The organism is Pyrinomonas methylaliphatogenes (assembly GCF_000820845.2).
Lineage (GTDB): Bacteria > Acidobacteriota > Blastocatellia > Pyrinomonadales > Pyrinomonadaceae > Pyrinomonas > Pyrinomonas methylaliphatogenes.
Window position 1 is genome coordinate 722,838 of the sequence record NZ_CBXV010000008.1, and the last position, 22,857, is coordinate 745,694.

General features: G+C 59.6%; 19 protein-coding genes. 8 read left to right on the forward strand and 11 right to left on the reverse strand.

The window, feature by feature from the left end; all coding sequences use genetic code 11:
• Positions 1–105: 105 nt before the first annotated feature.
• Positions 106–897: a lytic transglycosylase domain-containing protein gene (locus tag PYK22_RS18205; protein ID WP_060635707.1), complete on the reverse strand. Its 792-nt coding sequence runs from the start codon at positions 895–897 to the stop codon at positions 106–108.
• Between the two features lie 266 nt (positions 898–1,163).
• On the opposite strand from PYK22_RS18205, the gene PYK22_RS14340 reads away from it, so the two are divergent.
• The 3 genes from PYK22_RS14340 (at position 1,164) to PYK22_RS14350 (ending at position 6,346) form a co-directional block, all read left to right on the forward strand.
• Positions 1,164–2,288 (forward strand): quinone-dependent dihydroorotate dehydrogenase, encoded by a 1,125-nt coding sequence (locus PYK22_RS14340; RefSeq protein ID WP_041979153.1) that lies wholly within the window; start codon positions 1,164–1,166, stop codon positions 2,286–2,288.
• A gap of 331 nt (positions 2,289–2,619) precedes the next feature.
• Positions 2,620–5,874 carry a TonB-dependent receptor gene (locus PYK22_RS14345; protein WP_041978333.1) on the forward strand — a complete coding sequence of 1,085 codons (3,255 nt, stop codon included), beginning with the start codon at positions 2,620–2,622 and terminating at the stop codon, positions 5,872–5,874.
• Positions 5,875–6,133: 259 nt separating this feature from the next.
• The gene (locus PYK22_RS14350; protein WP_041979156.1) at positions 6,134–6,346 is read left to right on the forward strand and encodes a CsbD family protein; all 213 of its coding nucleotides are present in this window, start codon (positions 6,134–6,136) and stop codon (positions 6,344–6,346) included.
• Positions 6,347–6,512: 166 nt separating this feature from the next.
• Here the strand turns inward: PYK22_RS14350 and PYK22_RS14355 are convergent, their stop codons facing one another.
• Entirely contained in the window at positions 6,513–7,013 is a 501-nt protein-coding gene (locus PYK22_RS14355; protein WP_041978335.1) for a hypothetical protein, read from the reverse strand.
• Positions 7,014–7,349: 336 nt separating this feature from the next.
• Between PYK22_RS14355 and PYK22_RS14365 the strand changes: the two genes are divergently transcribed.
• Positions 7,350–7,889 (forward strand): type II secretion system protein GspG, encoded by a 540-nt coding sequence (locus tag PYK22_RS14365; RefSeq protein ID WP_157770906.1) that lies wholly within the window; start codon positions 7,350–7,352, stop codon positions 7,887–7,889.
• Between the two features lie 33 nt (positions 7,890–7,922).
• On the opposite strand, the gene PYK22_RS14370 is transcribed toward PYK22_RS14365, so the two are convergent.
• Complete coding sequence (locus PYK22_RS14370) at positions 7,923–9,206, reverse strand: lactate racemase domain-containing protein (RefSeq protein WP_041978343.1); 1,284 nt, start codon at positions 9,204–9,206, stop codon at positions 7,923–7,925.
• Positions 9,207–9,447: 241 nt separating this feature from the next.
• Here PYK22_RS14370 and PYK22_RS14375 point away from each other — a divergent pair, with 241 nt between their 5' ends.
• Entirely contained in the window at positions 9,448–9,888 is a 441-nt protein-coding gene (locus PYK22_RS14375; RefSeq protein WP_060635708.1) for a response regulator, read from the forward strand.
• 54 nt (positions 9,889–9,942) lie between these two features.
• Here PYK22_RS14375 and PYK22_RS14380 read toward each other — a convergent pair whose 3' ends face one another.
• The 7 genes from PYK22_RS14380 to PYK22_RS14415 form a co-directional block, all read right to left on the reverse strand.
• Positions 9,943–10,680: a molybdenum cofactor biosynthesis protein MoaE gene (locus tag PYK22_RS14380; protein WP_041979161.1), complete on the reverse strand. Its 738-nt coding sequence runs from the start codon at positions 10,678–10,680 to the stop codon at positions 9,943–9,945.
• Between the two features lie 119 nt (positions 10,681–10,799).
• Positions 10,800–11,513 (reverse strand): LON peptidase substrate-binding domain-containing protein, encoded by a 714-nt coding sequence (locus PYK22_RS14385; RefSeq protein ID WP_060635709.1) that lies wholly within the window; start codon positions 11,511–11,513, stop codon positions 10,800–10,802.
• A gap of 147 nt (positions 11,514–11,660) precedes the next feature.
• On the reverse strand, positions 11,661–12,977 hold the full coding sequence (locus PYK22_RS14390) for a metallophosphoesterase family protein (RefSeq protein WP_060635710.1): 1,317 nt from the start codon (positions 12,975–12,977) through the stop codon (positions 11,661–11,663).
• A gap of 312 nt (positions 12,978–13,289) precedes the next feature.
• Positions 13,290–13,688: a response regulator gene (locus tag PYK22_RS14395; protein ID WP_157770908.1), complete on the reverse strand. Its 399-nt coding sequence runs from the start codon at positions 13,686–13,688 to the stop codon at positions 13,290–13,292.
• Positions 13,689–14,143: 455 nt separating this feature from the next.
• The gene (locus PYK22_RS14400) at positions 14,144–15,541 is read right to left on the reverse strand and encodes a sigma-54-dependent transcriptional regulator (RefSeq protein WP_041979170.1); all 1,398 of its coding nucleotides are present in this window, start codon (positions 15,539–15,541) and stop codon (positions 14,144–14,146) included.
• Between the two features lie 151 nt (positions 15,542–15,692).
• Positions 15,693–17,558: an ATP-binding protein gene (locus PYK22_RS14405; RefSeq protein ID WP_041978348.1), complete on the reverse strand. Its 1,866-nt coding sequence runs from the start codon at positions 17,556–17,558 to the stop codon at positions 15,693–15,695.
• Positions 17,559–17,829: 271 nt separating this feature from the next.
• Positions 17,830–18,675: a 3'(2'),5'-bisphosphate nucleotidase CysQ family protein gene (locus tag PYK22_RS14415; RefSeq protein ID WP_060635712.1), complete on the reverse strand. Its 846-nt coding sequence runs from the start codon at positions 18,673–18,675 to the stop codon at positions 17,830–17,832.
• Positions 18,676–18,959: 284 nt separating this feature from the next.
• Between PYK22_RS14415 and PYK22_RS14420 the strand changes: the two genes are divergently transcribed.
• The 3 genes from PYK22_RS14420 (at position 18,960) to PYK22_RS17810 (ending at position 22,392) form a co-directional block, all read left to right on the forward strand.
• A complete protein-coding gene (locus PYK22_RS14420) occupies positions 18,960–19,772 on the forward strand; it encodes a dienelactone hydrolase family protein (protein WP_060635713.1) in 813 nt (270 codons plus the stop codon).
• A 364-nt stretch (positions 19,773–20,136) separates the two neighbouring features.
• On the forward strand, positions 20,137–21,816 hold the full coding sequence (locus PYK22_RS14425) for an ABC transporter substrate-binding protein (protein ID WP_157770909.1): 1,680 nt from the start codon (positions 20,137–20,139) through the stop codon (positions 21,814–21,816).
• Between the two features lie 252 nt (positions 21,817–22,068).
• Positions 22,069–22,392: a hypothetical protein gene (locus PYK22_RS17810; RefSeq protein ID WP_162199866.1), complete on the forward strand. Its 324-nt coding sequence runs from the start codon at positions 22,069–22,071 to the stop codon at positions 22,390–22,392.
• A gap of 70 nt (positions 22,393–22,462) precedes the next feature.
• Here the strand turns inward: PYK22_RS17810 and PYK22_RS14435 are convergent, their stop codons facing one another.
• Positions 22,463–22,801, reverse strand: coding sequence for a hypothetical protein (locus PYK22_RS14435; RefSeq protein ID WP_041978357.1), 339 nt, complete (start codon positions 22,799–22,801; stop codon positions 22,463–22,465).
• Positions 22,802–22,857 lie beyond the last annotated feature (56 nt).

Sequence of the window (22,857 nt, forward strand, 5' to 3'; positions counted from 1 at the left end):
CGCGTTTGTGCTTAAGACATGAAATCTCAAGGGGAGAACTGCTGCGTCACGATTGCCCACGGCGCTGCCGAAATAAGCATCTTCAACAGGCGCAGAACCGATGCGTCACTGGCTGACCAAGCGGAGCTTCCCATCCGGCAGTCTGACGACGAAGACATCGCGCTCATAGATGGCCGTTGGCTTGGGCTCTTCCTTTTCGATGACGGCAAGTTGCGCTTGGTCGGCGCGCTTCGCTCGATGGACCGCCTCCGGATCGCGTAGCAGGACGTAGCGCCGCGCGATCCGCCTCACATACTCGCGCGTCTCACGATAGGGAGGGATTTGCTTCCCGTAACGTATGACGGCTGCTTCGCCCGCGTTGTAACCGGCCAGTGCGAGCGCGATATCTTCGCCGAATAGGTCGAGCAGGAAGCGCAAATAGCGCGTCCCACCTTCAATGTTCTGACGCGGATCGAACGGATTGAGGACGCCAAAGCGCGCCGCAGTGCCCGGCATCAACTGCATCAATCCGAGCGCGCCCTTGGGCGAAACGGCGCGAGTGCGAAAGGCCGATTCTTGATGCATCAAAGCGTAGAGGAGCATCGGATCGACTCCATACCGCAAACCAGCCTCGACGAGCAACGCATCGATCTGCGCGTTGCCGGTCGTAAATCCGCGAAGCCAGTATTTCACATCCTTAGGTCCGCCGGTGGGCCGCACATGGATGAGCCTCAGTCCTCTAACGTCCGAAGTGTGGAGCGCGGGTTTGCTCAGCTTCTTCGCTAGCGGCTTAGCATCGTGGGGCTCAAGGCGCACGCCTATGTCGATATTGTCGAAGTGATATCGCGGCGGGCTTTGCCCTTGAACGATCGATGAGAGAAGGACTGTAGTCGCAAGGAAGAAGAGGGAACGCTTCATGATGGACGTCGTCGGGTCGCGCCAAAACTTCCGGTCGCCGGGAAGCGACCGCGGCGACTAAGGATAGCATGGAGACGATATTAGGTTCAACAGGTTTAAACAAAATTATCGCTCGAGGTCAATGGGCAAGCCGGTCTTGATCTTGATCCGCTTGAATGACGGCTTTCTCCATTTCGCCAGGTCAATGGGCAAGCTGGTCGGCGTTTGAGCGTATGGCTTTTTGACACCTTCCCATGGCTTTGCTAGCCTCGCCGATCGGATCGCCGATGTTCTACCCGTTTTTGCGTCCTCTCCTTTTTCGCTTGGAGCCGGAGACGGCCCACGAGCTAGCGCTCGGCGCCATCGCGCGCACGCCTCCTGCCTTGCTTCGCTTCCTTTCCTCTTCGGGCGAAAGGTTTCCGGAAGCGATACGACGCTTCGGGCTAGAGTTTTCGAATCCCGTGGGGCTTGCCGCCGGTTTCGATAAAAACGGCGTTGCAGCGCCGTCTCTCGCGGCATTAGGATTCGGTTTCATCGAACTCGGCACCGTCACGCGACAGGCGCAGGAGGGGAATCCGCGTCCGCGCATCTTTCGCTTGCCGCGGGATCGAGCGCTCATCAATCGCGCTGGCTTCAACAACGACGGGGCGGCGGCGCTCGCTTCACGGCTGGCCCGGGCGCGCCCTTCGTGTGTAGTAGGCATAAACATCGGCAAAAGTCGCGTTGTGCCGCTTGAGGAGGCGACCGAGGATTATCTGGCGAGCCTCGAGATCGTGCATCCGCACGCCGATTACATCGCCGTCAACGTCAGTTCACCGAACACGCCGGGGCTGCGCGCTTTACAGCAAGCCGATCTGCTTGCCGCGTTGCTCGAAGCTTTGCAAGAGCGCAACCGTCAGCTTTCGCAAGCGCGCCCCAAGCCTCTTCTCGTCAAGATTGCGCCGGATCTTGGCGATGAGGATCTCGCGATGATCGTCTCGGTGGTCCAGCGAGTTGGTATCGCCGGGATCATCGCGACCAATACGACGACGCGCCGCGATCTGCTTGTGCGAACGCCGCGTGAGACGTTGGCGGCGATTGGCGAAGGCGGACTGAGCGGTGCGCCGCTCAAAGCGCTTTCGAACAGCGTCATCGCAAAGATCCATCTTTTGACGCGCGGCGCGGTTCCGGTGATCGGCGTTGGTGGCATCTTCAATGCCGAAGATGCTTGGGATAAGATCAGCGCCGGGGCTTCGCTCGTGCAGGTTTATACGGGGCTCGTTTACGAAGGCATAGGCATCGTGCGCCGCATCAATCGCGGGTTGGTCGAGATCATGAGGCGAGAGGGTTTCCGTTCGCTCGATCAAGCCGTGGGGTGTCGCGCGTCCGAATGGAGCGCGTTTCGTGCGTGCGATCATGGTCAGGTTAACTGAGATTTGCGCCTCGCGTAAGCTGTGCTTAACATGTGGGCCGCATGCTGACGCTCACGAAACTTCGAGGCGGATCGGCCAAGACGGATTGCCGCGATAACAGATTTTATGGCGAATATATTGAAGCTCCGTTCAGCTCGGTTGAGCATCTTGCGACGCGCAGGCATCTCATGATAGAAGTTCCCTTACAGCAACCTTCACTTTGTCGTTTTGAGGGCGTTGCGCTGATAGATTCTTGTGTCGGGCCGCGAGGCTCGTCGGCCATCCGGGAAGCTTGGAATACGTCCACATGATAAGACGGTGATTTCAATACAACTCTCGAGGGAGCATTCGTATGCGTAGATTTCTTTGCTTCTTAGCTTTGCTTCTAGTTTTGGGCCCGGTCGCCTTGGCGCAATCGACGACAAACGGGGCGATCGGCGGAATCGTCAAGGACCCGCAAGGGGCCGTCGTCCCGAACGCTTCGATCACCGTTCGGAACGAGGAGACGAACAAGGAGAGCACGGGAACGAGCGATGGCGAAGGGCGTTTCCGCATCGTGCAGTTGCAGCCGGGCAATTATACCGTAACGGTCAACGCGCCCGGTTTTTCCACTTATACACAGCAACATGTCGTCGTCGAAGTTGGGCGCGAGACGGCGCTCGATGTTTCGCTGAGCGTCAGCGGGGCGCAGGCCACCGTCGTCGTGACATCTGAGGCGCCGGTCATCAACACTTCGCAGCAGGATTTTTCGACCAACGTCAATCAAGTTTCGATCAACGAGCTTCCGATCAACGGTCGTCGCTGGTCCAATTTCGCGCTCTTGACGCCGGGCGCGGTTCCCGACGGCACTTTCGGTTTGATCAGCTTCCGCGGCATCTCTGGGCTTTTAAACAACAACACGGTCGATGGCGGCGACAACAACCAAGCCTTCTTTTCGGAAGAGCGCGGTCGCACGCGCATCGGTTACGTCATCAGTCAGGCCGCGATCCGCGAATTTCAGGTCAACACCTCGAACTATTCGGCAGAGTACGGGCGCGCCGCTGGCGGCGTGGTCAACGCCGTGACGAAGAGCGGAACGAACGAATTACATGGCTCTGGTTTCTACTATCAACGAAACAACAAGTGGGGGGCGCGTAACCCGCTTAGCTTCCTGACGCAGAATATCAATGGCGTCTTTACGCCCGTCGCTTTCAAGCCGAAAGACGTTCGGCATCAATTCGGCGGGACTTTGGGCGGTCCGATCGTCAAAGACAAAGCCTTCTTCTTCTTCAGCTACGATCAGCAAAAACGCAACTTCCCGGGCGTCGCGCGCTTTTCGCAGGTGGACTTTCTGAACAGAGTGGATAGATGTTTGCTGACCTCGCCGTTGGGGGCGACCGTCACGCTGGCGCAATGTCCGGCATATCCGGGGACTTCCAATCCAAGCCGAACCGGATCGTTGGCGACCGGAAAAGGGTTGACGAATGCGCAAGTTGACCAAGCTTTGAACTTCCTCAACAGCCTCTCTGGAGAGGTCCCACGGCGCGGCGATCAGCGGCTGATCCTCGGGAAGATCGATTGGAACATCAACTCGAAGAACACTCTTTCGGCGACCTACAATAGTTTGCGCTGGGATTCGCCAAACGGCATTCAGACGCAAGCCATCAATACGCGGGCGAAAGACAACTTCGGCGATGATTTCGTCGATGTCGATTTCCTCAATCTTCGCCTTACTTCTAGTCTGACGGCGCGCGCCGTCAATGAATTCCGTTTCCAAGCGGGGCGCGACAAAGAGTATGAGTTCAGTCAACCGCCGCTTCCGGGAGAGCCGACGACCGCGCCGGGAGGTAGATCACCTCAGGTCTTCATCACGAACGGATTCTCTTTCGGAATTCCCGACTTTCTTGAACGCCCGGCTTTCCCCGATGAGCGACGCTTCCAATTCGCCGATACGTTGACGCTCACCCTCGGTCAACATACGGTAAAATTCGGCGGCGACATCAATCGGGTGAAGGACATCGTCAACAACATTCGCTTCTTGGGAGGCGAATACAATTACACCGGAGGCACCAATGCCGCCGGTTTCTATAGCGGCCTTAACGACTTCATCATCGATTACATCAACTTCATCACGCAAGGCGGGCTGCCGGCTAATACGCCTTGCTACAGCAGCACGAGGACGCGCGGGAAGTGTTACGGCGGCAACTTCAATCAAGGTTTAGGCGTGCCGGGCCTGTCCTTCCACACGACCGACTTCAATCTCTTCATTCAAGATGATTGGCGCGTCTCGTCGCGGTTGACGCTCAATCTCGGTCTGCGTTACGAGTATCAGATCAACCCCGATCCGGTTAACGTGAATCCAGATCTACCGCAGACGGCCAACAAGGTCAGCGACAAAAACAACTTCGGTCCGCGCATCGGATTGGCCTATGATTTGACCGGCGATGGGAAGACCGTGTTGCGTGGCGGTTATGGCATCTACTACGGTCGGGTCATCAACTCAACCATTTACAATGCGCTCATCAATACGGGCGTCGGCACCGATCGCGGGCAAAGACAGGTTACGCTCACGGCCAGCAATCCGGCTGCGCCCGTTTTCCCGAATCTGCTGAGCGCAGGGACGCTCGTGCCGCCACAGGTGCAGTACTTCGCTTCGAACTTCCAGAATCCGCAGATCCATCAAGCGGATCTGATCTTCGAGCGCGAGGTCGCGCGCAACACGGTCGTCTCGGCATCTTATCTCTTCAGCTTCGGGCGCTACTTGCCAACGTTCGTTGACACTAATCTCAATCCGCCCGTCTTTGCGAGATACACCATCGTGGGCGGGCCATATGATGGACAAGTATGGCTGCTGCCCGTGTTCGTCGGTTCAAGGCCGAATCCGAACTATCAACAGATCACGGAGATCCGCAGCAACGTCATCTCTAAATACAACGCGCTCGTGTTACAGGCTAACCGTCGTTTGACGAACGGCCTGCAGTTCCAGACAAGCTACACGCTCTCACGCGCTTCTGACACCGGACAGACTTCGCAAACCTTCACCTCGCCGAACGTTCCATTCAATCCGTTCGATCAGGCTGCGGAGAACGGTTTGTCCAACTTCGACCGCCGGCATAAATTCATCGCCAGCGTGGTTTGGCAACCGACTCCCTTCGATGAAGGAAGCAGCCGCGCAGCGCGGGCCATCTTCAACGGGTGGACCATCTCGCCCATCCTCAACGCATTCTCTGGCCAACGCTACAGTGCGACGGTTAGCGGCACCGTCAATCCCGTAAGCCTTGGCTTCCCATCGGGCACACAAACGCCGCCCGGCGGCGGAGGCGTGAACGGCGTAGGCTCGACGCGATTCGCGCTTGCCCCGCGCAACTCTTTCAAGATGCCCTCGATCTGGTATCTCGATATGCGTCTGTCGCGACGCTTTAGCATCACGGAGAAGGCCAGATTGGAGTTCTTAGCGGAAGCCTTCAACCTCTTCAACCGAACGCAGGTCACTGGCGTCAACACGGCGCTTTACTCGATTTCGGGTTCGACCCTGCAGTTCAACACTGCGTTCGGAACGCCTACCGCAGCCGATAGCACGCTCTTCCGCGAGCGGCAGGTTCAACTAGCGGTGCGTTTCGAATTCTGAATTTCGGCATAAAATGCTTTTCCAAAAAGCGCGCAACCTTCGAGTTGCGCGCTTTTTTTGTCTCGAGAGAGGACGCTTGAATCTTCGATCTGTACTGAATTCGCCCGTGCACTTCCGAACGCGAAAGGGATTGTCGGCCAAAGCGACGGAATTTCGCGCGCGTCTCTTCGCTGGCACGAGCGTTGCTCGGCCTCTGATATGCTCTGAAAGATTCGCGTATGGATCTGAGGAGCGATCTTCATTCAAAGGGGAGACAAAGATGGGTTTACCGAACAAGGATGAGCTAAAAGGAAAATGGGAGCAAGCTAAGGGCACAGTTAAGGAGAAGATCGGTCACGCGATGGATGATCGAGAACTGGAAGAAGAAGGGGCCGCTGAGCGCGCTCAAGGTGAGGCGCGCGAAAGCTTCGGCGAAGCGAAGCGTAAAGTGGGCGATGCCGTCAAAGATCTCGGCGAGACAATACGTAAGTAATCCGATGCGATGGGCGGGAAGCTTTCGTTCCCGCCCATCGCTTTTCTGCTGTCTTAGCGCGAGAATTCAACTCGCGAGGCGGCGCCACTCGAGCGCGTTGCGCAAAAAAAATCGGAGGGGAAAGTTTCCACCTCCGATCAGCGTTTTAGCCGGTCGTCCGGCGCGCTCACTCTTGTCTTATGTGTTCTGCGCCTAGTTCCTCGAAAAGTTTTTCGAGTTGATCGGCATCTTCATCCGTTCGTGCCTCGACTCCCAGCAGAATCCCACCCTGGCGTAGACCTGCGTCGTAAACCTTAGCGCGATGCTCCGGGATGCCTGCGCCGATGAGCGCACCGATCAATCCTCCGGTCGCTCCTCCGGCGCCGGCTCCGGCAAGGGCGGCAGCTAGTGGACCAGCGACGACGAGTCCGAGTCCGGGAATAGCGAGCGATGTGCCAACGGCGGCGATGGCCGCTAGCGCGGCACCGACGGCTCCGCCAATAGCTCCGCCGATTCCTGCGCCATCCGCAGCGTGGGTGCCAGTTTCGATGGCGAACTCTTTGCTTTTAGTCGCATCCGACATCAGAACGCTTATCTCATCGCGCGTGTATCCGCGTTCAGCGAGGATATTGACGACCGCTTCCGCCGCCGTGCGCGATTTGAAGAGTCCGGTTACAAGTTTGGCCATGATCTTCACTGTCCCCCTTTACGGTATCGTTGTGCCTCGTTGTGAGCAAGCGTCATGCCGCGATCGCCTCGCGCTCGCGGTCTTCAACAGAATCGCGCTTCTTGCGGCGGAGAGCGGGCCGGAGCAGATCGCGCGCCGAAACGCGGACGTACTGAAAGGGGACGGATCGTTTGAATTGAAGCCAGCGAAGGTTTCCGTGTTAACCTCTCCATCCGGGCTTTTTGTCGTGCGGATGCGTAAAATCCGCTGGCTCCTTCAAGCGAACGATGCGAGAGAGCGCTTATGAGAAAAAGATCTTTCCTTATCCGCAGCATCTTCTTGGCGATTTGTTTGCTTATGACATCACTCACTATCGCCGCGCCAAAGTTGAGCGTCGATCAAGCGCGCCGCTTGATCGCGCGCGTCGCTGGGTTCGCCTTGAAAAATGACGATGTGCGAATTGAAAGCATCTCGATGTTCGGGTCATCGGCGGTCGTGGAAGCCGAGATGCGGACCGCTTTTCGCTTCGAACATCGAGACGGTCGTTGGCGCATCGCCGAAATACGGGTTGGACCGGACCGATGGGAGGATGTCGAACTTTTCGCGCGCGCCCTCAATGCTGAAAAGCGCGAGCGGGCGCGCGCCGAACTCGAGACGATCGCTGCCGCTTTACGCGCTTTCCGCCGCGACCATGGCTTCTACGTCGTGGCGGACAGTCACGCCGTGCTCATCGATCATCTCAGTCCGCGCTACCTTTCTCGCGTCATCCGACTCGATCCGTGGCATCGCGATTATCTCTACCGCGGGACGCGGGATGATTTCGAACTTCGTTCCGCCGGCGAAGATGGGCGCGCGGGCACGGAAGATGATATCGTCGTAAGCGCGCGTGGCAACTGAAGGCGGGCGTCTGGAGTCACTGGACCGGTAGCCTCAATCATCAGGCGCGACGAGATAGAGATCGCGTCCGGCGCGCTCGACGATCAACGTGTTCGGATCGCCAGCGTAATCTTCGAGCCGAAACGAACGAGGGTCCATCCACCCCAAGCGAACGCGCGCGCAAGTTTCGCGGTCGATCGCCGAAGCGAGCGTGATCCGGTAGCGAGGGGCGAGGCGTCCGTTTTCATCGCGACGGCTCGCATAGACGACATGCGCTAGATGCGCAGCGACGCAGAGATTGGCGCGCAGCTCTTCGGATCGCGCCACCATCTCTTTGACCTCTTCGAGCGGAGCATAGCCGTAACGCTCGATCAGGCGTCCATGCGTTGCCGAAAGGCGCTTCAGATGCGGCGCGTAGATGATCAGTTCGCCACCCTCTTCGATCACACCGCCCAATTTGTAGCTCGCCTTTCCGCCAACCCACATCTCATCGTAATGCTCATCGAGCAGGGCGACCACACGATGATAGCGTCGCCCGGTATATTTGATATGGAGTTGACGGCTGATGGCGGCGGATTGGCGGAAAGCGGCGCTTAGCTCGCCGGCAAATAGCGCGTGCGTGCGCAATCGCGACGTTTCGCGCGTCACGACCGAGTTGAAGGCGATCACGCGCGCTGGGATATGCGTTGCCGCAAGTTCGATCAAACGGCGCGTCGGCGTCTCGATCCGCCCGATCACGCGCTCGATCGTCGCAAGGGCGCCGAGCCAGTGGGTCAAATTAGTCAACTCGGGTCCTGCGACGCCGGGGAAGAAGTACTTCGCGCCGCCCGCAAAGCCAGCGACTTCGTGCGGCACGGTCGCGCCGATGACCAGCACTATGTCATAGTTTCCCGGAGCGAGAAGTTTGTTGACGGAGAGCGCGACCGCTTCGGCGATCAGCCCTTGAGTCGCTTCCGCCACCTGTTCGGCGCTCAATTGCCCGATCGTAACTAGGTGCGCAGCATCATCCCAGCGATGATCGTAGATCTCGTTCAATCCGGGAAGGCCAAGCCCGGCTCCGAGCTTCGCGCGCTTCTCTTGCTCCGTCATCGGGCCGTGCGTCCCTTGAGCGATGAGGGCATCGAAACGTTTGACGCGAAGCGCCGAGAGGATCTCGGCGAGGATCGGGAAGAGAACATCCGTATTGTCGTCGCGCGTCTTGTCGGGCACGATGGCGAGCACGCGACTTTCGGGCGCGAGATCGCGCAGCGCGCTGGCGACAATGGCGCGCATCTCTCCTGCGGTGAGATCAAGCTGCGGCGCGCCTCGCCCGAATACAGAAGCCGTTTGCGGTTTCACTTTGACCTCCGAACTTGAGGATTTTAACCGTTCGCCCGCGCTTCGCCTAGGCGCGCGCCGTCCGAAAGCTTTGACGTTAATTTGACACTTGACGCCGAGATGACACCGACTCGCGCCAGCGCGCCGAAGCTGCGAGCGGAATAGCGTTGACCGGAAAGCTCACGTCTTACGCCTCAATGGAACAGGAGTTGCATCCCTGATCCAGGACACTCGTGTCCATCTCGAAAGGGTAGGTTGAAAAATGAAGCGATCGATCCTCTACCTAGATGATGAAGTCGAATGTCTGGAGATCTTCAAAGAGATGTTCGGCGACGAATATGACATCCGAACGGCCTCCAATTTGAACGCGGCGCGCGCCGCGCTAGCCGAAGCGCCAGCCGATATCGTCATCAGCGATCAGCGCATGCCTGATATCGAAGGGACCGAATTCTTGCGCGAAGTGGCGGAGAAGTATCCGCTCAGCTATCGTGTGATGCTGACCGGTAGCGCCGTCGTCGGCGATGTCGTGCGCGAGATCAGCGAGGGCGTCGTCAATCTGTTCGTCTCCAAGCCTTGGACCGAACAGAGCATGCGCCAGATGCTGGAGCGGGCGAGCGCATCGTTCGAATTGCGCTCCAAAGTCCATATGATGCGCCAGGGGCGCGCGCCGAACGAGAAGAAGGAAGTCCCCGAGCAATCGTAAGGGGCGGCGCGCCCGATCCTTTGCCGAAAGATCGCGCCCGAGGCGGACTGGCTTTCAGATCGCTTCGCCTTCCCCTTGGACCGGTGAGGACCGCTCACCTTCGACCCACACCTCACCATCTTCGAACACCTCTTTTTTCCATATCGGCACGGTACGTTTGAGTTCCGCGATCGCCCATTCGCAAGCGGCGAAGGCGTCGCGTCGATGCGGCGCGCAGACGGCGATGCACACGCTCGTCTCGCCGATATTCAACCGCCCGACGCGATGCACGATGGCGATGCGCTCAATCGCAAAGCGCGCATGAGCTTCGCGCCCGATCCGCGCCAGCTCGCGCAAGGCCATCGGCTCGTATGCTTCGTAGATGAGGTAGAGCGTGCGGCGGTTTCCGGTCCACTCGCGGACGTAACCGTCAAAGGTCACCGTCGCGCCGCACGTTCGCGGAACTACCTGTCGCGCCACTTCGCCGACATCGATCGGTTCGGTGACGATCGCGAAAAGATCGCCATCTGGGGCAGATGAACCGCCGCTCACAGGCGGAAAGACGGCCACCTCGTCGCCCTCGCAAACTTCGATCGCCTGGTCGAGCGGCACGTATTGCTGGTTGACGGCGAGCAGAAGCGAATGGGCGAAGCGGGCAAGCGAAGGGAATTCTCGCCGGATCAGATCGAGCGCTTCGCGCCCCGAGGTCTCTCTGGGGAGCCGGACGCGCGCTTCATCGCGCCCGAGGGCTTCGCGGGCGGCGCCGAAAAAGAGCACGCGCACTTCGACCGACGGACGCTCCACCTCACTCATCTCAACCCCCTGCGCGCGGTTCCTCTGCTCTTGCCGCATTTGCTCAGTCGAAAACTCGTCGCCCCTCATCTGTGAGCCGAACGTCGCCCATCCTTTTCGCGAAATTCAGGTATCTTGCGTCATGGTTCTTCATACTCGAGTTTCTTCCCGCCGTGACCATTGCGTTTGGCGATCGCATGTAGACGCGCCCTCTCCTCATAGCTGCGCACCGCTTGCGCCAACATCTCGTGTAACCTCTCCAACCTCTTCAGCGTGGAGCGCAGTTCCAAAAGCTCTTGCTTGACTTCCCCCTCGAGATCGATGGCCGAGGCGATGAGAAACGATAGGCGTTCGGGATCGGTTTCGGGGATCTCCGTCAGCTCGCGCGCGCTCTCATCGTTGAGGATACGCACCGCGCGCGCAATGCGCAGGAATAGTTCGCTGACTTCGCGCGCTCTCTCGCGCAGCAGAGCTTCGTCCTCTTCTTCATCGTCTTCGAAGAATTGGACGCGCGCGATCAGATAGGGTTCATCGCTTTCCACGTACTCGATCGTTTGATAGCGGATCAGGCCGACCGTCAAGATGTTCGAGCGACCATCGGGCAACGGTTGCACTTCGACCACTTCCGCCACGCACCCGACGTGGCCGAGCGGCGGACGCGCATATTCGCTCGCGCTCGCTTCAAAATAGGAGACCCCAAAAAGATTGTTCGAAGCGCGCACATCGCGCAGCATTTTGCGGTAACGGGGTTCGAAGATGTGCAGCGGCAGCGGCGCGCCCGGAAAGAGCACGACCGGTAAGGGGAAGAGCGGGAGTTCATCAATCCCGCGGATCTTGTCGAAATGGCCGTTCATGGTTTAAAGACGCGAGCGCTTCAGCGGATCTCGAAAAGGGGGGACGAGATCTTTCATCCGGCGAAGGCTGATCCTTCGCTCCTCGCCAAGCCGCAGAGGCAGACCGCCTTGCATCGAGGTCGGATAAACCTTCGAAGCCCCTTCGCCTCACACCCTAAGTTTAGCATCATCCTCGCTGTGCGCCTCGCAACGCTGCTCCTCTTCGGTCGGAGCCTCGAGTTGCTGCGCGATGAAATCGGCTATCGTTTCCGGCGCCGCTTCGGCCAGCGCGAGCCGCTTCGTCTCCATGATCATGGCTGCGATCGCAGGCGCGCGGTCGCGGTAACGCGCATCGCGTGCGATCAGATCTTCGAGGATGCGTCGCTCGCGTTCGTGGCGTGGCACGCTGGGATCGATCGAATCGCCGACTTGGTATTCGACCGGGACGGTCAGATTGCGCACGATAACGTGAAGCGCGCCGGTCATCTCCTGGATGAGATCGCGCAGCGTGGCGATCTCGAGCCGCGAACTTCTGAAACCGAGGCGCCCGCGCAAGGTCACCTCGACGATCGGCTTCAATTCGCCATCCTCGGGCGAAGAAGAGATCTCACGTTGAATCTTGTCGAGAACTTGCGTGCGCACACGTTCCGGTCCAGAAGAGCCCGAAACGTCGATCCAGACACGCCGGATCGGACGCTGAACGTAATCGCGTATATGGCGCGCTGTAATCCCTTTGCCATCGTCAACCTCGACTAGGTAAAAGCCGCGCTCCTCTTGGTATTCGTCCACCGTACACGCCTCAAGCGAGCCGGGATTGAACGCCCAGTTGTCAAATTCGAAACGGCGATGCGTATGACCGAGCGCAACATAATCGATGATCGCCTTCAGCTCGTTGAGGCGTGCAAACGACAGCGCCGGAATGGGGCGGTTGGTCTGCCCCTCGACGTCCGTGTGGAGCATCAGGATGTTGAAGCGCCTTTCGGAAATGAAAGGTTTGATCGCCTCCGCCAATCTCGGCAAGGCCGCATTGGTCGACATGCCGTACCAGTTCGATCCGAAAATGCGCGCGCCAGCGATGTCAATGTACGAACCGCAGCACGCTTCATCATCCCAGGCGACGATCCTCATCTGCCCATCCTCGCCGCGCTGCGGTTCGAGCAGCTTCAAAAACCCCCACTGCGATAGCGACCGCAACCAACTCGATCCCGAAAGCGCATCGCATTGATCGTGATTGCCTTCGATGGCCAAAACCGGAATGCCCGCCTCCTTCAGCAGTCTGAGCCCGGCGATGGCTTGATTCATCGTCAGCGGATCGACGCGCCGCACGTGGAAGAGATCGCCAGCGATGAGAACGAAGTCGGGCCCACTCGGCACGGCATGGCGTTCGATGACATCGTACCAAGCACGGAAAAAGTCGCGCGCGCGCTCTTCCAAATTGTAGCGACGACAACCGAGATGGATATCGGCGATGTGTAGGAATCTCATTTCGATCCGAACCGCTTAAACTGAGCCGAGCAGTTGCCAGGCCCGCGAAAGCGAATTATACGACATCGGGATGAAAGGAGGCGAGAAGTCGAAGTGCCGAAACGCCTTCATAAGCGGATCCGCCCATCGGCTAGAGGATTGGGAAGCGTGCACACTGCGCTAAAGACTGCTCAGCTCAAGTTGCCGGATCAACGCTTGAGATCTCCGCGATGGTTGGAATCGTCGCGCCAGACCGAGAAACTGGTCCACAAAACGATACCCTGTGCCTTGAAATCTTCGCAATGGTCGGAATCGGCGCGTCGGTCGGGAGCGTCAGTGCTCTGAGGCGGAGGTGGGCTTCTTCCGCGCGCACCGATGGACGGCCTGCAGCAGCTTCTCCACATCGAGCGGCTTTTTGAAGACGGCGAAAGCCCCCTTCTGCAGGCAGTGTCGTTGAATTTCAGGGTTGGCGATGGAGCTGACGACGAGGATTTGAGAGGAAGGTAGATTGTTTCTGAGCTGTTCGAGGATATACAACCCGATCTCGATCGTGCTGACGACCGGTGGCAAGCATAGGTCGAGAATCGAGATCTGAGGTTTGTGCTCACGGGCAAGGAGCAGGGCGGAAGCCAGATCGTTCGCCGTCAAGACCTCATATTCGTCGCACAGAACCCAAAAGAGCTGTTGCGAGACGGCCGCATCGTCATCGATGATCAATACCTTCGGCTTCATCCTCCCTTTACCATCCCTTGCCCAGATCCACATGCGACACGCTCCTCTAGAATTTTTGGGACACGGCTTGATTCGCGCGTTCGGGATCATTCGCGGCGAAGCGATTCCCCGGCGATGACTCGAGCAATCGATATGCCGTGTGCTTTACGAGCGGCTCGCGCATCATTGAGCGTCGAAAAGCTCGTAGGCTTCGTTCACCCGCTGAATCGGGATCACCGGCTTGCGCATCGTTGAGCGTCGAAAAGCCCTCTCGCTAGCCGAAGTGGCAAGGGGGCGCGCTTGTTTCCGGTAACAACCGTCCACCGTTTCGCGGCGAGCGCGCTAGCTGCCCCGCGTAGGGCGCGCTTGTTTCCGGTAACAACCGTCCACTCATGTAGACAGTCCCGCGCCGGGTTGTCCACAAACGGCGACATGTTCAAAAGCGTTCAAGCTGAAGGCGGTCGGAGGAGGTGCGCTCAGTTGCTTTCCGCGATGTTAAGTTCATTGATGAGCCTGTGAAGGTAGGATCGGCTGATCCCCAAGCGTTTAGCGGCGGCCCCTCGGTTTCCCTTTTCGATCTCCAGAGCTTTTAGGATCATGCGTCTTTTGAGAGCCTGGACCGCCTGTTCGAGCGTCGATTCGGACTCCTCTTCGGGCGGCGCGGGCTTGTGATCTCCGCTGCGCATCTTTTCCGGCAGAAACTCCACCCCTAATCGCGCGCCGCGCGTTAAGACGACGAGTCTTTCCATCAAATTCTCCATCTCGCGCACGTTGCCCGGCCAATCGTAAGCTTGCAGCGCAGCCATCAACTCCGGGCTCAATTCGGGCGGTTGCAATCCATGTTTGTGCGCCGCTTTGTTGGCGAAGAAGGAGGCGAGAACGGGGATGTCCTCGCGCCGTTCTCTGAGAGGCGGCAGCGTCAGCGGGACGACGTTCAGGCGGTAGAAGAGGTCTTGGCGGAAGTTGCCCTTTTCGACCTCCTGTTCGAGGTCGCGATTCGAAGCGGCGATCAAGCGTATGTCGACGTTGATGGTGCGCGTGCCGCCCAAACGTTCAAAGGAACGCTCTTGAAGGACGCGCAGGAGTTTGACTTGGACGGCGGGCGTAAGTTCGCCTACCTCGTCGAGGAAGAGCGTGCCGCCATCGGCCAGCTCGAAGCGCCCTTTTTTGGCGTGCGTTGCGCCGGTGAAAGCGCCGCGCTCGTGGCCGAAAAGCTCCGATTCGATGAGCGTTTCGGGCAGCGCGGCGCAATTGACGGCGACGAATGGGCCACCGGCTCGCGCGCTCTCTTCGTGAATGGCGCAGGCGAGAAGCTCTTTTCCGGTGCCCGATTCGCCGCAGATGAGCACGGTCGCGTCCGTCGTGGCGACGGCGCGCGCTTGACGGATCACTCCTTCGAGGGCGGGGCTCGACCCGATCAAGCGCCCGAAGCCGCGTCGTCCGCTCAGTGTCGAACGGAGCTTGAGGTTTTCGGCTTCGAGTTGCCGGACGCGCGCCGCCTGTCGCACGATGTGCAGCACTTCGTCTTCGTCGAAAGGTTTCTCGAAGAAGCCGTAAGCGCCGTAGCGCACGGCTTCGAGCGCCGTGCGTTTGTCGGAGCTGCCCGTGATCACGACGGTCGGAATCGACGGGCGATGTTGTTTCGCCGCTTCGACGATCTGCAAGCCTTCCGTGATGCTGTCGGTGGCGGGCGGTAGATGCAGATCGCAGATGATGACATCCACTCGTTCGCTTTGCAGCGAAGAGAGCGCTTCTTGGCGCGTTTCGGCTTCGAGGATGTGGAAGTGGTCCGCAAGCGTCCAGCGCAAACCACTACGCAGGGCGCGATCATCTTCGACGATGAGGACAGTCGGTTTCTCCTCTCTTCTCTCCATGTCAACGACGTTCGATCTGCCGCTCTCGTCGCAAAAAGCTGGCGCGAGGCTGGATGCATCAAGCCGGACCGCCTCTTTGCGCCCAGCCGATGCGTCGGAACTTCGGTCTTTCGCGGAAAGGACGTTGAAGCGATGATCCGCTCGCGCTCTTTCAAACGCGCTCCTGATCATCGCTTGGCGAGGATGGTAACACGACCCGAAAGCGCGTGCCAACGCCCACGCGCGATTCGACTTCGATGCGCCCGCCGTGCGCTTCGACGATTTCGCGACAAGTATAGAGACCGAGTCCGATGCCTTTGTCCTTCGTGGTGGCGAACGGGCGGAAGAGTCTGTTGCGGATGAACTCTTCGTCCATCCCGCGCCCCGTATCGGCGACGCTGAAGAAGACGTGGTCGCCTTCTTCGCCAGCCTCTATGGTCAATCTCCCGCCGTTTGCGCCCATGGCCTCCATCGCGTTGATGACGAGATTCTCGATGACCCTTTCGATCGCTTCCGCATCGGCCCGTATGGGCAAGGTCGCAGGCAAGTGGGTTTCGATCTCGTAGAGCGGCGCGGCGCGCTCCGCCGTCGCGTCCAACACGCGGCGAATCAGCGCGCACAGGTCCGTCGGCGCCCTTTTGCGTTGAAGTTCGATTTGCCGCGCTTCCGCCGGAGCGTTCAGCCGCGCGACGATGCGCCGCAGTTTGTCGGTCGCCTCGCGCAGCGAGATGACGGCATCTTGGCGGAACTCCTCGCGGTGAAACTGCCGTTCCATATTGCGCACGAGCATCGAGAGCGAAGTGATGGCGTTCTTTAGATCGTGCGTCAACATGGCTGAAAGTCGCGTGAAAGCCTCGAATTGGCGCGCCTCCGCTTCGCGCGCGATCAGCTCGCGCAGTTGCTCCGACATGCGGTTGAAGCTATCGGCCAGCACGCGCGTCTCATCCTTCGCGCTAACTTTTATCCGCTGGTCCAGGTCGCCGCTGGCTATTGCCGCCGCGCCTTCCGCCACGCGCGCGATGCGCCGCGCCGTGCGGTTGATGATGACGACGAGGACGGAGGCGGCGATGAACGCCAGCGCGAGCGATAACGTGATGCTCGTCAGGGCGGCGCGCTCCAAACGCATGAGCGCGCGCGATTCGTTCGCGCCAGTGATGACCGCAAGGCCAAGGGCCGTCGGGCGATAAGCGATGAGCCAGCGCGTTCCATCCGATGACCTATAACTTTGCGTCCCGTTGCCGGCTCCGAAGATCGCCTTTAAAAGCGGCTCGAATTCCGGCATCGCGCGCTTGACCGGTTGATATTTGAGCGAATCGTCCGTGTGGAAGAGGATCAATCCGGTGCGATCGAGGACCATCGCCACGCGCAGCCCGCTGCCGGTTAGCTCCTCGCGCGCCGAGATCATCGCATCGGCTGCCGCCTCTTCGAAGATCGCGCTCAATTTGAGTTCAGCGACGAGCGCGCCGCGCGGTGCGTCGGCGGCAGGACCAGCGAGGAAGATCGGGATCGTGTAGCGGAGCGCTGCGCCATAGTTTTCGCGTTCGATCGGCGAGCGCAATACCACGGGCGCCTCGGTGCGCCAAACCCGCTCGTCAGCCTGCGCCGGTTCGAGTTGCGCTGTTTTGAAGCGAACCTCAGCGCGCCCGCCCGTTTGGAGGAGATTTTCGACGCGAAAGAGCGGGCGCTTGCGGGCGTCCAAACAGGTGATGGCGGCGTAGTAGCGCCGATAGTTGAGATAGAAGGCGCCGACGTCGTCGCGCACCGCTTCGGGGATTTCAGCCGGGGCTTGGGCCTTGCTCGCCGCGCGCACGTATTCGCGCAATGAGCGCAGGCGCGCCAACTCGTCGAGGTTAAGCTCGCGATCGGCGAGTTGGCGTTCTATGTTCTGCGCCATTCGCGTCGCGCTCGCCTGCGCATCGTCGAGCAGCAGGCGTTCGACCGTGCGCCGCCCGTTCAAATAGTTCGCCACGGCAAGCGCGAGCATGGGCGCGACGCCGCAGGCTAGGAAGACGAGCAGAAGTTTGGTCCTGATGCTCACAATCCCTTTTGCGCGGCGAGGATGGGTTCGAAAGGGGAACGCGGACAGCAAGCCCTGCCGTCACAAGCGTTCATAGAGAGCGGCTCCGCTTGACGGATTCAACCGCCAAAGGCCAAACAGGGATCGCGCTTTCGTCGAACGGGTCCTGAGAATCGCCCAACCCAACGCGACGATATCGCTGCCTCCCGTGACGATGCCGCGGTCCGAACACGAGCTTGGCGAAGACGAAACTGGGCTCTTGCGCTTCATGCTGTGACTTCGCTGGACCAGTTCAAGCGACGCGCGTGCGACCGAATTCGGCAAGCAGCGGTTGCAGCCTCTCGATCACAGCTTTGTGAAGCCGCCCGTTCGAGGCCACCAGCCCGTTCCTGTTCCATACGTCGGGCGTGTTGTAGCGCAGCGGGTAGCCCCACAGATCCGTCAACTCTCCGCCAGCTTCGCGCAGGATCGCTTCCGGCGCACATGTGTCCCACTGCTTCGAGCGCGACGAAAGATGGATGTACAGGTCGCATTCGCGCTCGACGATCAATCCGATCTTGACGCCGACCGAACCGCGCCGCGTTTCGGTCTTGATGCCGAGCGCTTGAATGACCCGATCCAAGCGCGGACTGCGATGCGTGCGACTGGCCGCAAGCCGTGCCTCTCGCAAATCGCTCACGTCGGATACTTGCAGCCGCGTCGCCTCCTCTTCGGCCCTCTGGCGCCACGCCCCTTGACCGCACACGGCCCAGTAAAGGACGTCCACCGCCGGACGATAGACGACGCCGAGCGCTGGCGCGCCATCGATGCTCAGCCCGATGTGGACCGCGAAATCGTCATCGCGCGCGATGAAGCCGCTCGTCCCATCGAGCGGATCGACCATCCAGACGCGACTTCGCCCGAGCCGTCGCGCTGTGTCGGCGGTCTCTTCCGAAAGGATGCCATCATCGGGGAAGTTTTCGAGCAATCCGCGTACCACTATCTCGTTCGCCGCCGTGTCGGCTTGCGTGACCGGCTCTTCGATCTCGCCCTTGTGCGCGACTTCGAGCGGTCCGCCGTAATAGCGCATCGCCTCCTGCCCGGCGCGGCGCGCGAGCGCAATGGCGATTTCGAGTTCGCGTTCCAGATCGACTGCCACGTCTCAGCCCTTTCTCGTCCTTCGGGTCTCCATCGCAAAAACTACCATAAAACTCCTTCCGGGCGAACGCGCGCGGGATCTCGGGCAGGAATCCATGGCTCGATGCTGAATCTCCCGGATGATCTTCATCACACCTTTCGCTGGCCCGGTTGGCGATTAGGCGTCGCGGCGTTCTTGCTCTCTCCCCATCGGTTCGCGTGGTCCCGAAGCCTTGCCCCTTTCTCCGCAGGGGCATATAGTTTCCGGCCAGAGATCTGAAACCACCGAAAAAGGAGTCTAGTCATATGGCTGGAGAGCGCAAAGGTGAAGTGACGCGTCGCGAGTTCCTCGAGCAGACGGCGCTTGGTGGGGCGAGCGTGCTCGCGGCGGAAGTCATACAGGCAGGGCAGACGAGCGCGAAGCTGCGCGGCGAGATGGTCGAGTACGAGAGCGGCGACCTGAAGATCCCGGCCTATCTTTCGCTACCGAAAAAGCAACCGGCTCCCGCCGTCATGGTCATCCACGAAGTCTTCGGTTTGAACGACCACATCAAGACGATCGCCGACCGCGTGGCGCAGGAAGGCTATGTCGCTTTGGCGCCGAACCTGTTCGTACGCGCGCCGGAGCCGCCGCCGCGCGATGCTTCGAATGTCGATGCGATCCGGCGGGCGGCCTCGAGCCTCGCGCCCGACGTTGCGGCACGCGATATGCAAGCGGGTTTGAACTTTCTCAAGGCGAAGAGGTTCGTCAAGCCGCGTTTCGGCTCCGTCGGCTTCTGCATGGGCGGCGGATTGTCCTACAGGCTCGCCGCTTCGGGGTATCCGGAGTTGGCCTGTGCCGTGATCTTCTACGGGCGGACGCCGCTGGAGCTGGTTGACAAGGTGACGTGCCCATTGCTCGGCATCTTCGGCGAGCTGGACCGGAGCATCCCGCCGCAGACGGTGCGCGAATTCGAAGAGGCCCTTCGTCGCGCGGGCAAGAAGGCGGAGATCAAAATCTATCCGGGGGCCAAACACGGCTTCTTCAACGACACGCGCCCGGAGGTTTACGACGCGCAAGCGGCAGCCGACGCTTGGCAACGGACGCTGCGCTTCTTTCGCGAACATCTGGGCGCTTGAGATGGCCGAATCATCATTCGCATTCAAGCTTTATAGGTGCGAGCGACTCCGCCAAGCTCAATCGTTGTCTTGATTGTCGGATGATTGAAGTTTAAGCGAGGCACGAATGAAATTGTCCCCTCGCGGCTGAAGTTTTGGGTGCCTTGGGCCCCGTGTCGAATATTGCTTGGAACTCGTGTGGGGAGTCAGCGTTTTTTACGTGGGAACAAACGAAGCCCCGTAATATTGCTTGGAACTCATGCGCCGAAGAGGCGGTGGCGCAACTGCCGAAGATACGCTCCTTGTTAAAAGGCCGGCCCCGGAATCTTTCAAAGCCGATTCCGGTATCCGCTGGACCGGCTATTCGAGGAGCATCATCAAACCGATGTTGAAGGCAAGATCGTTCCGTTCTCTGCTCGCGGGCGGCTTATGCTTGTCGCTTCTCTTTTCGTCATGTCAACGGGAGGGGCGGCGCGGCGCGTTCGCCAACGAGGCGGAGCCGCGCTATGGCGGAACGCTCATCGTCCCCATCTTCAGTTCGGCGATCACCCGCGCGCGGCTCGATCCGGTCGTTCCGAGCTATGAGCCCATCGCCACGATGATCTTCGACCGGCTCGCGGCCACCGAGGATCAGGCGGGCGAGCGCATCGTTCCGTCGTTGGCGGAGAGTTGGGAAGAATCGCCCGACGGACTTGTGTGGCGATTCCGTCTGCGCGAAGCGCGTTTTCAAGACGACGATTGTTTTGCGGGCGGCATCGGGCGCCGAGTCCGCGCCGATGATGTCATCTACTCGTGGCAGCGCATGATCCGCGCATTGCCGGCGGGGTACCACTACTTCGGGCGCTTCATCGCGGGCGCGCTCGAATATCGCGACGGACGCGCCGATGCGATCAGCGGCCTGCGCGCGCTCGATGAGCGCACGCTCGAAGTGCATCTGGTCGCTCCGTTCGTCGGCTTCATCCGCGCCGTGACGTGGTTCCCGACGAGCATCGTGCCGCGCGAGGCGGTGGAGCGTTACGGCGAAGACTTCTCCAAGCATCCCGTGGGGACGGGAGCCTTCCGCTTGGTCGAGTGGGATGTGAACGGCGGGCGCATCACTTTGGCGCGCAATCCGAACTACTGGGGGCGCGATCCGCAAGGGCGCCCGCTCCCCTATTTAAACGAGATCCGCTACGTGCTCTACCCAAATCAAACGACGGCTTTTCAGGCCGTCGTCAACGGCAGAGCGCACATGGCGCCGGTGCCCGCCGATCTGCTCGACAAGATAGCGGAGCGCGATTCGTCGGGCGAACTTCGTTTGCGCGACGAGTACGCTGCGCGCGATCTGCACTTGATCTCCTACAGATCTCCGGCGTTAGGTTATGGCCTCTACTTCAACATGGATCGGCGGACGCCTTTCACGCGCGACGTGCGGTTGAGACAAGCCATCGGATATGTCGTACGTCCGCCAGGCGAGTCGCCGTTACGCCCGTTGTTGCGCCCAGTGCCCGGCGTCCCGCCGCAAGATGACAAAGGCTTCTATTACGATCCAGAGCGAGCGCGGGCGCTTCTGCGTGAAGCCGGGTATCCAGAGGGGCATGGGCTTCCCGCGTTGCGCCTTCTGATCAACCCAGCGACTAGGGTACAAAGCCTCGATTCGATTGAACGCGTTCGAGAGCTTGGGATTGAAGTCGAAGAGATAGTCGTAAACAGCATTGAGACGGAAGATTTGTTGCGCAAAGGGGATTACGATCTTTACATCGCTTCCGTCAGATCGTGGGGCGATCTTTATCCCGATGTTACGTCTCTCCTCGCGCGTTTCCTCTCCGCTGCGCCGCCTGAAGAGAATGCAGCGCGTTACCGTAACCCGCGCTTTGACGCTCTGTTTACCCGCATAATGGCCGAAAAGGATGAGAGCCGACGACACAGCCTCGTTCTACAAATGGAAGAGATGCTCTTGCAGGACGCTGTTTTCATCATGATTCGGACCTCGCTTCCGGATTATCAATACGTCGCGCTTCGCCGAGAGGCTCATGTAAGAGGCGACGGCAACATCAATTTCCGCACGACGTGGCTCGAGGTTTGAAAATCGAACCGCGTAAGGTCGATCCGTAATGTGGCGTCAGGTAGTGAGGGATCGCCGGAAGGGAATCGAACCACGAGAGAGCGATGCATAGTGTGGTGACGCTTATCCTTGCCCGTAGCGGGCTGCGACATTGTCACGATCTTTGTGAGATTCGATTTGAACTCTAAGCTCTAAAATTCTGTCCGAGAAAGGAGAAAGACGATGGCCGCAAGAGGTCGCAAGGAGTCTTTGCCTCGCAATCCGCAGAGGCCAGTGCCGCCGCGCGAAAAGCCGCCAAGAGGATGCATTGAGATTACCGATGAGCAGTTAGATGAGTACTTGAATAAAGCCACGCCAGAACAATTGAGGACCTTGCTCATCAAAGGATGGAACGCGGGCGCTTTCAGGCTTTACGTGAGAAGCGCTGAGGGAACCGAAGGTGCTGAGTTGGAGATCGACGACGTTCTCCCGTGGCCTCCTGGTGGCGGCGTTTCGAGCACAACCAGAGCGCTGAAGAAAAAGGCCGCCAAGAAGAGCACGAAGCGGATGACGGGCAAGAAGGCTAGCAAAGCGAAGAAGGCCTCGCGAAAGCGATGAGAACGAAGGGGGCGTGTGGCTGTGAACGGCACCACACGCCCCGCTCGGCCCTAGATTTTTCGAGAAGCGTTCAATGCCGATCTTGGTCGTCGTGTTTCTGGCGATATATATCGCGACTCGCGCGATCTAATTCGCGCTCTAAGCGCAGGCGTTCGCGCCAAGTCAGCTCTCCACCGGATCGGCGTGCGCGCGCCTCGTCGGCGCGGATCGCGGCTTGTTCGGCAAAGAGTCTGGCCGTTTCACGGCGCGTCAACTCGCCGCTTCTGATGCCTTGCTCGATGCGCTCCTTCTGTCTCTGTTCGCGCGCGTTGATGCCGATATGACGGTTAGATCTACTCTGGGCCAGCGATGTCGATCCGAAAGCGGCGCAGAGTCCGACGAGCAATGTGCCAACGAATAGTCTTCGCATTTCTTCCTCCTTAAGGTCGATTCTTCGTGCGGGGGAGAGGAAGCGTTCTGCCCTTT

Bases quoted from the DNA above. Each gene is read 5' to 3' on its own strand.
- PYK22_RS14340 (WP_041979153.1), top strand. From the start codon at position 1,164: ATGTTCTACCCGTTTTTGCGTCCTCTCCTTTTTCGCTTGGAGCCGGAG.
- PYK22_RS14380 (WP_041979161.1), bottom strand. From the start codon at position 10,680: ATGAGTGAGGTGGAGCGTCCGTCGGTCGAAGTGCGCGTGCTCTTTTTC.
- PYK22_RS14345 (WP_041978333.1), top strand. From the start codon at position 2,620: ATGCGTAGATTTCTTTGCTTCTTAGCTTTGCTTCTAGTTTTGGGCCCG.
- PYK22_RS14385 (WP_060635709.1), bottom strand. From the start codon at position 11,513: ATGAACGGCCATTTCGACAAGATCCGCGGGATTGATGAACTCCCGCTC.
- PYK22_RS14400 (WP_041979170.1), bottom strand. From the start codon at position 15,541: ATGGAGAGAAGAGAGGAGAAACCGACTGTCCTCATCGTCGAAGATGAT.
- PYK22_RS14390 (WP_060635710.1), bottom strand. From the start codon at position 12,977: ATGAGATTCCTACACATCGCCGATATCCATCTCGGTTGTCGTCGCTAC.
- PYK22_RS14425 (WP_157770909.1), top strand. From the start codon at position 20,137: ATGTTGAAGGCAAGATCGTTCCGTTCTCTGCTCGCGGGCGGCTTATGC.
- PYK22_RS14395 (WP_157770908.1), bottom strand. From the start codon at position 13,688: ATGAAGCCGAAGGTATTGATCATCGATGACGATGCGGCCGTCTCGCAA.
- PYK22_RS14435 (WP_041978357.1), bottom strand. From the start codon at position 22,801: ATGCGAAGACTATTCGTTGGCACATTGCTCGTCGGACTCTGCGCCGCT.
- PYK22_RS14420 (WP_060635713.1), top strand. From the start codon at position 18,960: ATGGCTGGAGAGCGCAAAGGTGAAGTGACGCGTCGCGAGTTCCTCGAG.
- PYK22_RS14355 (WP_041978335.1), bottom strand. From the start codon at position 7,013: ATGGCCAAACTTGTAACCGGACTCTTCAAATCGCGCACGGCGGCGGAA.
- PYK22_RS14350 (WP_041979156.1), top strand. From the start codon at position 6,134: ATGGGTTTACCGAACAAGGATGAGCTAAAAGGAAAATGGGAGCAAGCT.
- PYK22_RS14365 (WP_157770906.1), top strand. From the start codon at position 7,350: ATGACATCACTCACTATCGCCGCGCCAAAGTTGAGCGTCGATCAAGCG.
- PYK22_RS18205 (WP_060635707.1), bottom strand. From the start codon at position 897: ATGAAGCGTTCCCTCTTCTTCCTTGCGACTACAGTCCTTCTCTCATCG.
- PYK22_RS14375 (WP_060635708.1), top strand. From the start codon at position 9,448: ATGAAGCGATCGATCCTCTACCTAGATGATGAAGTCGAATGTCTGGAG.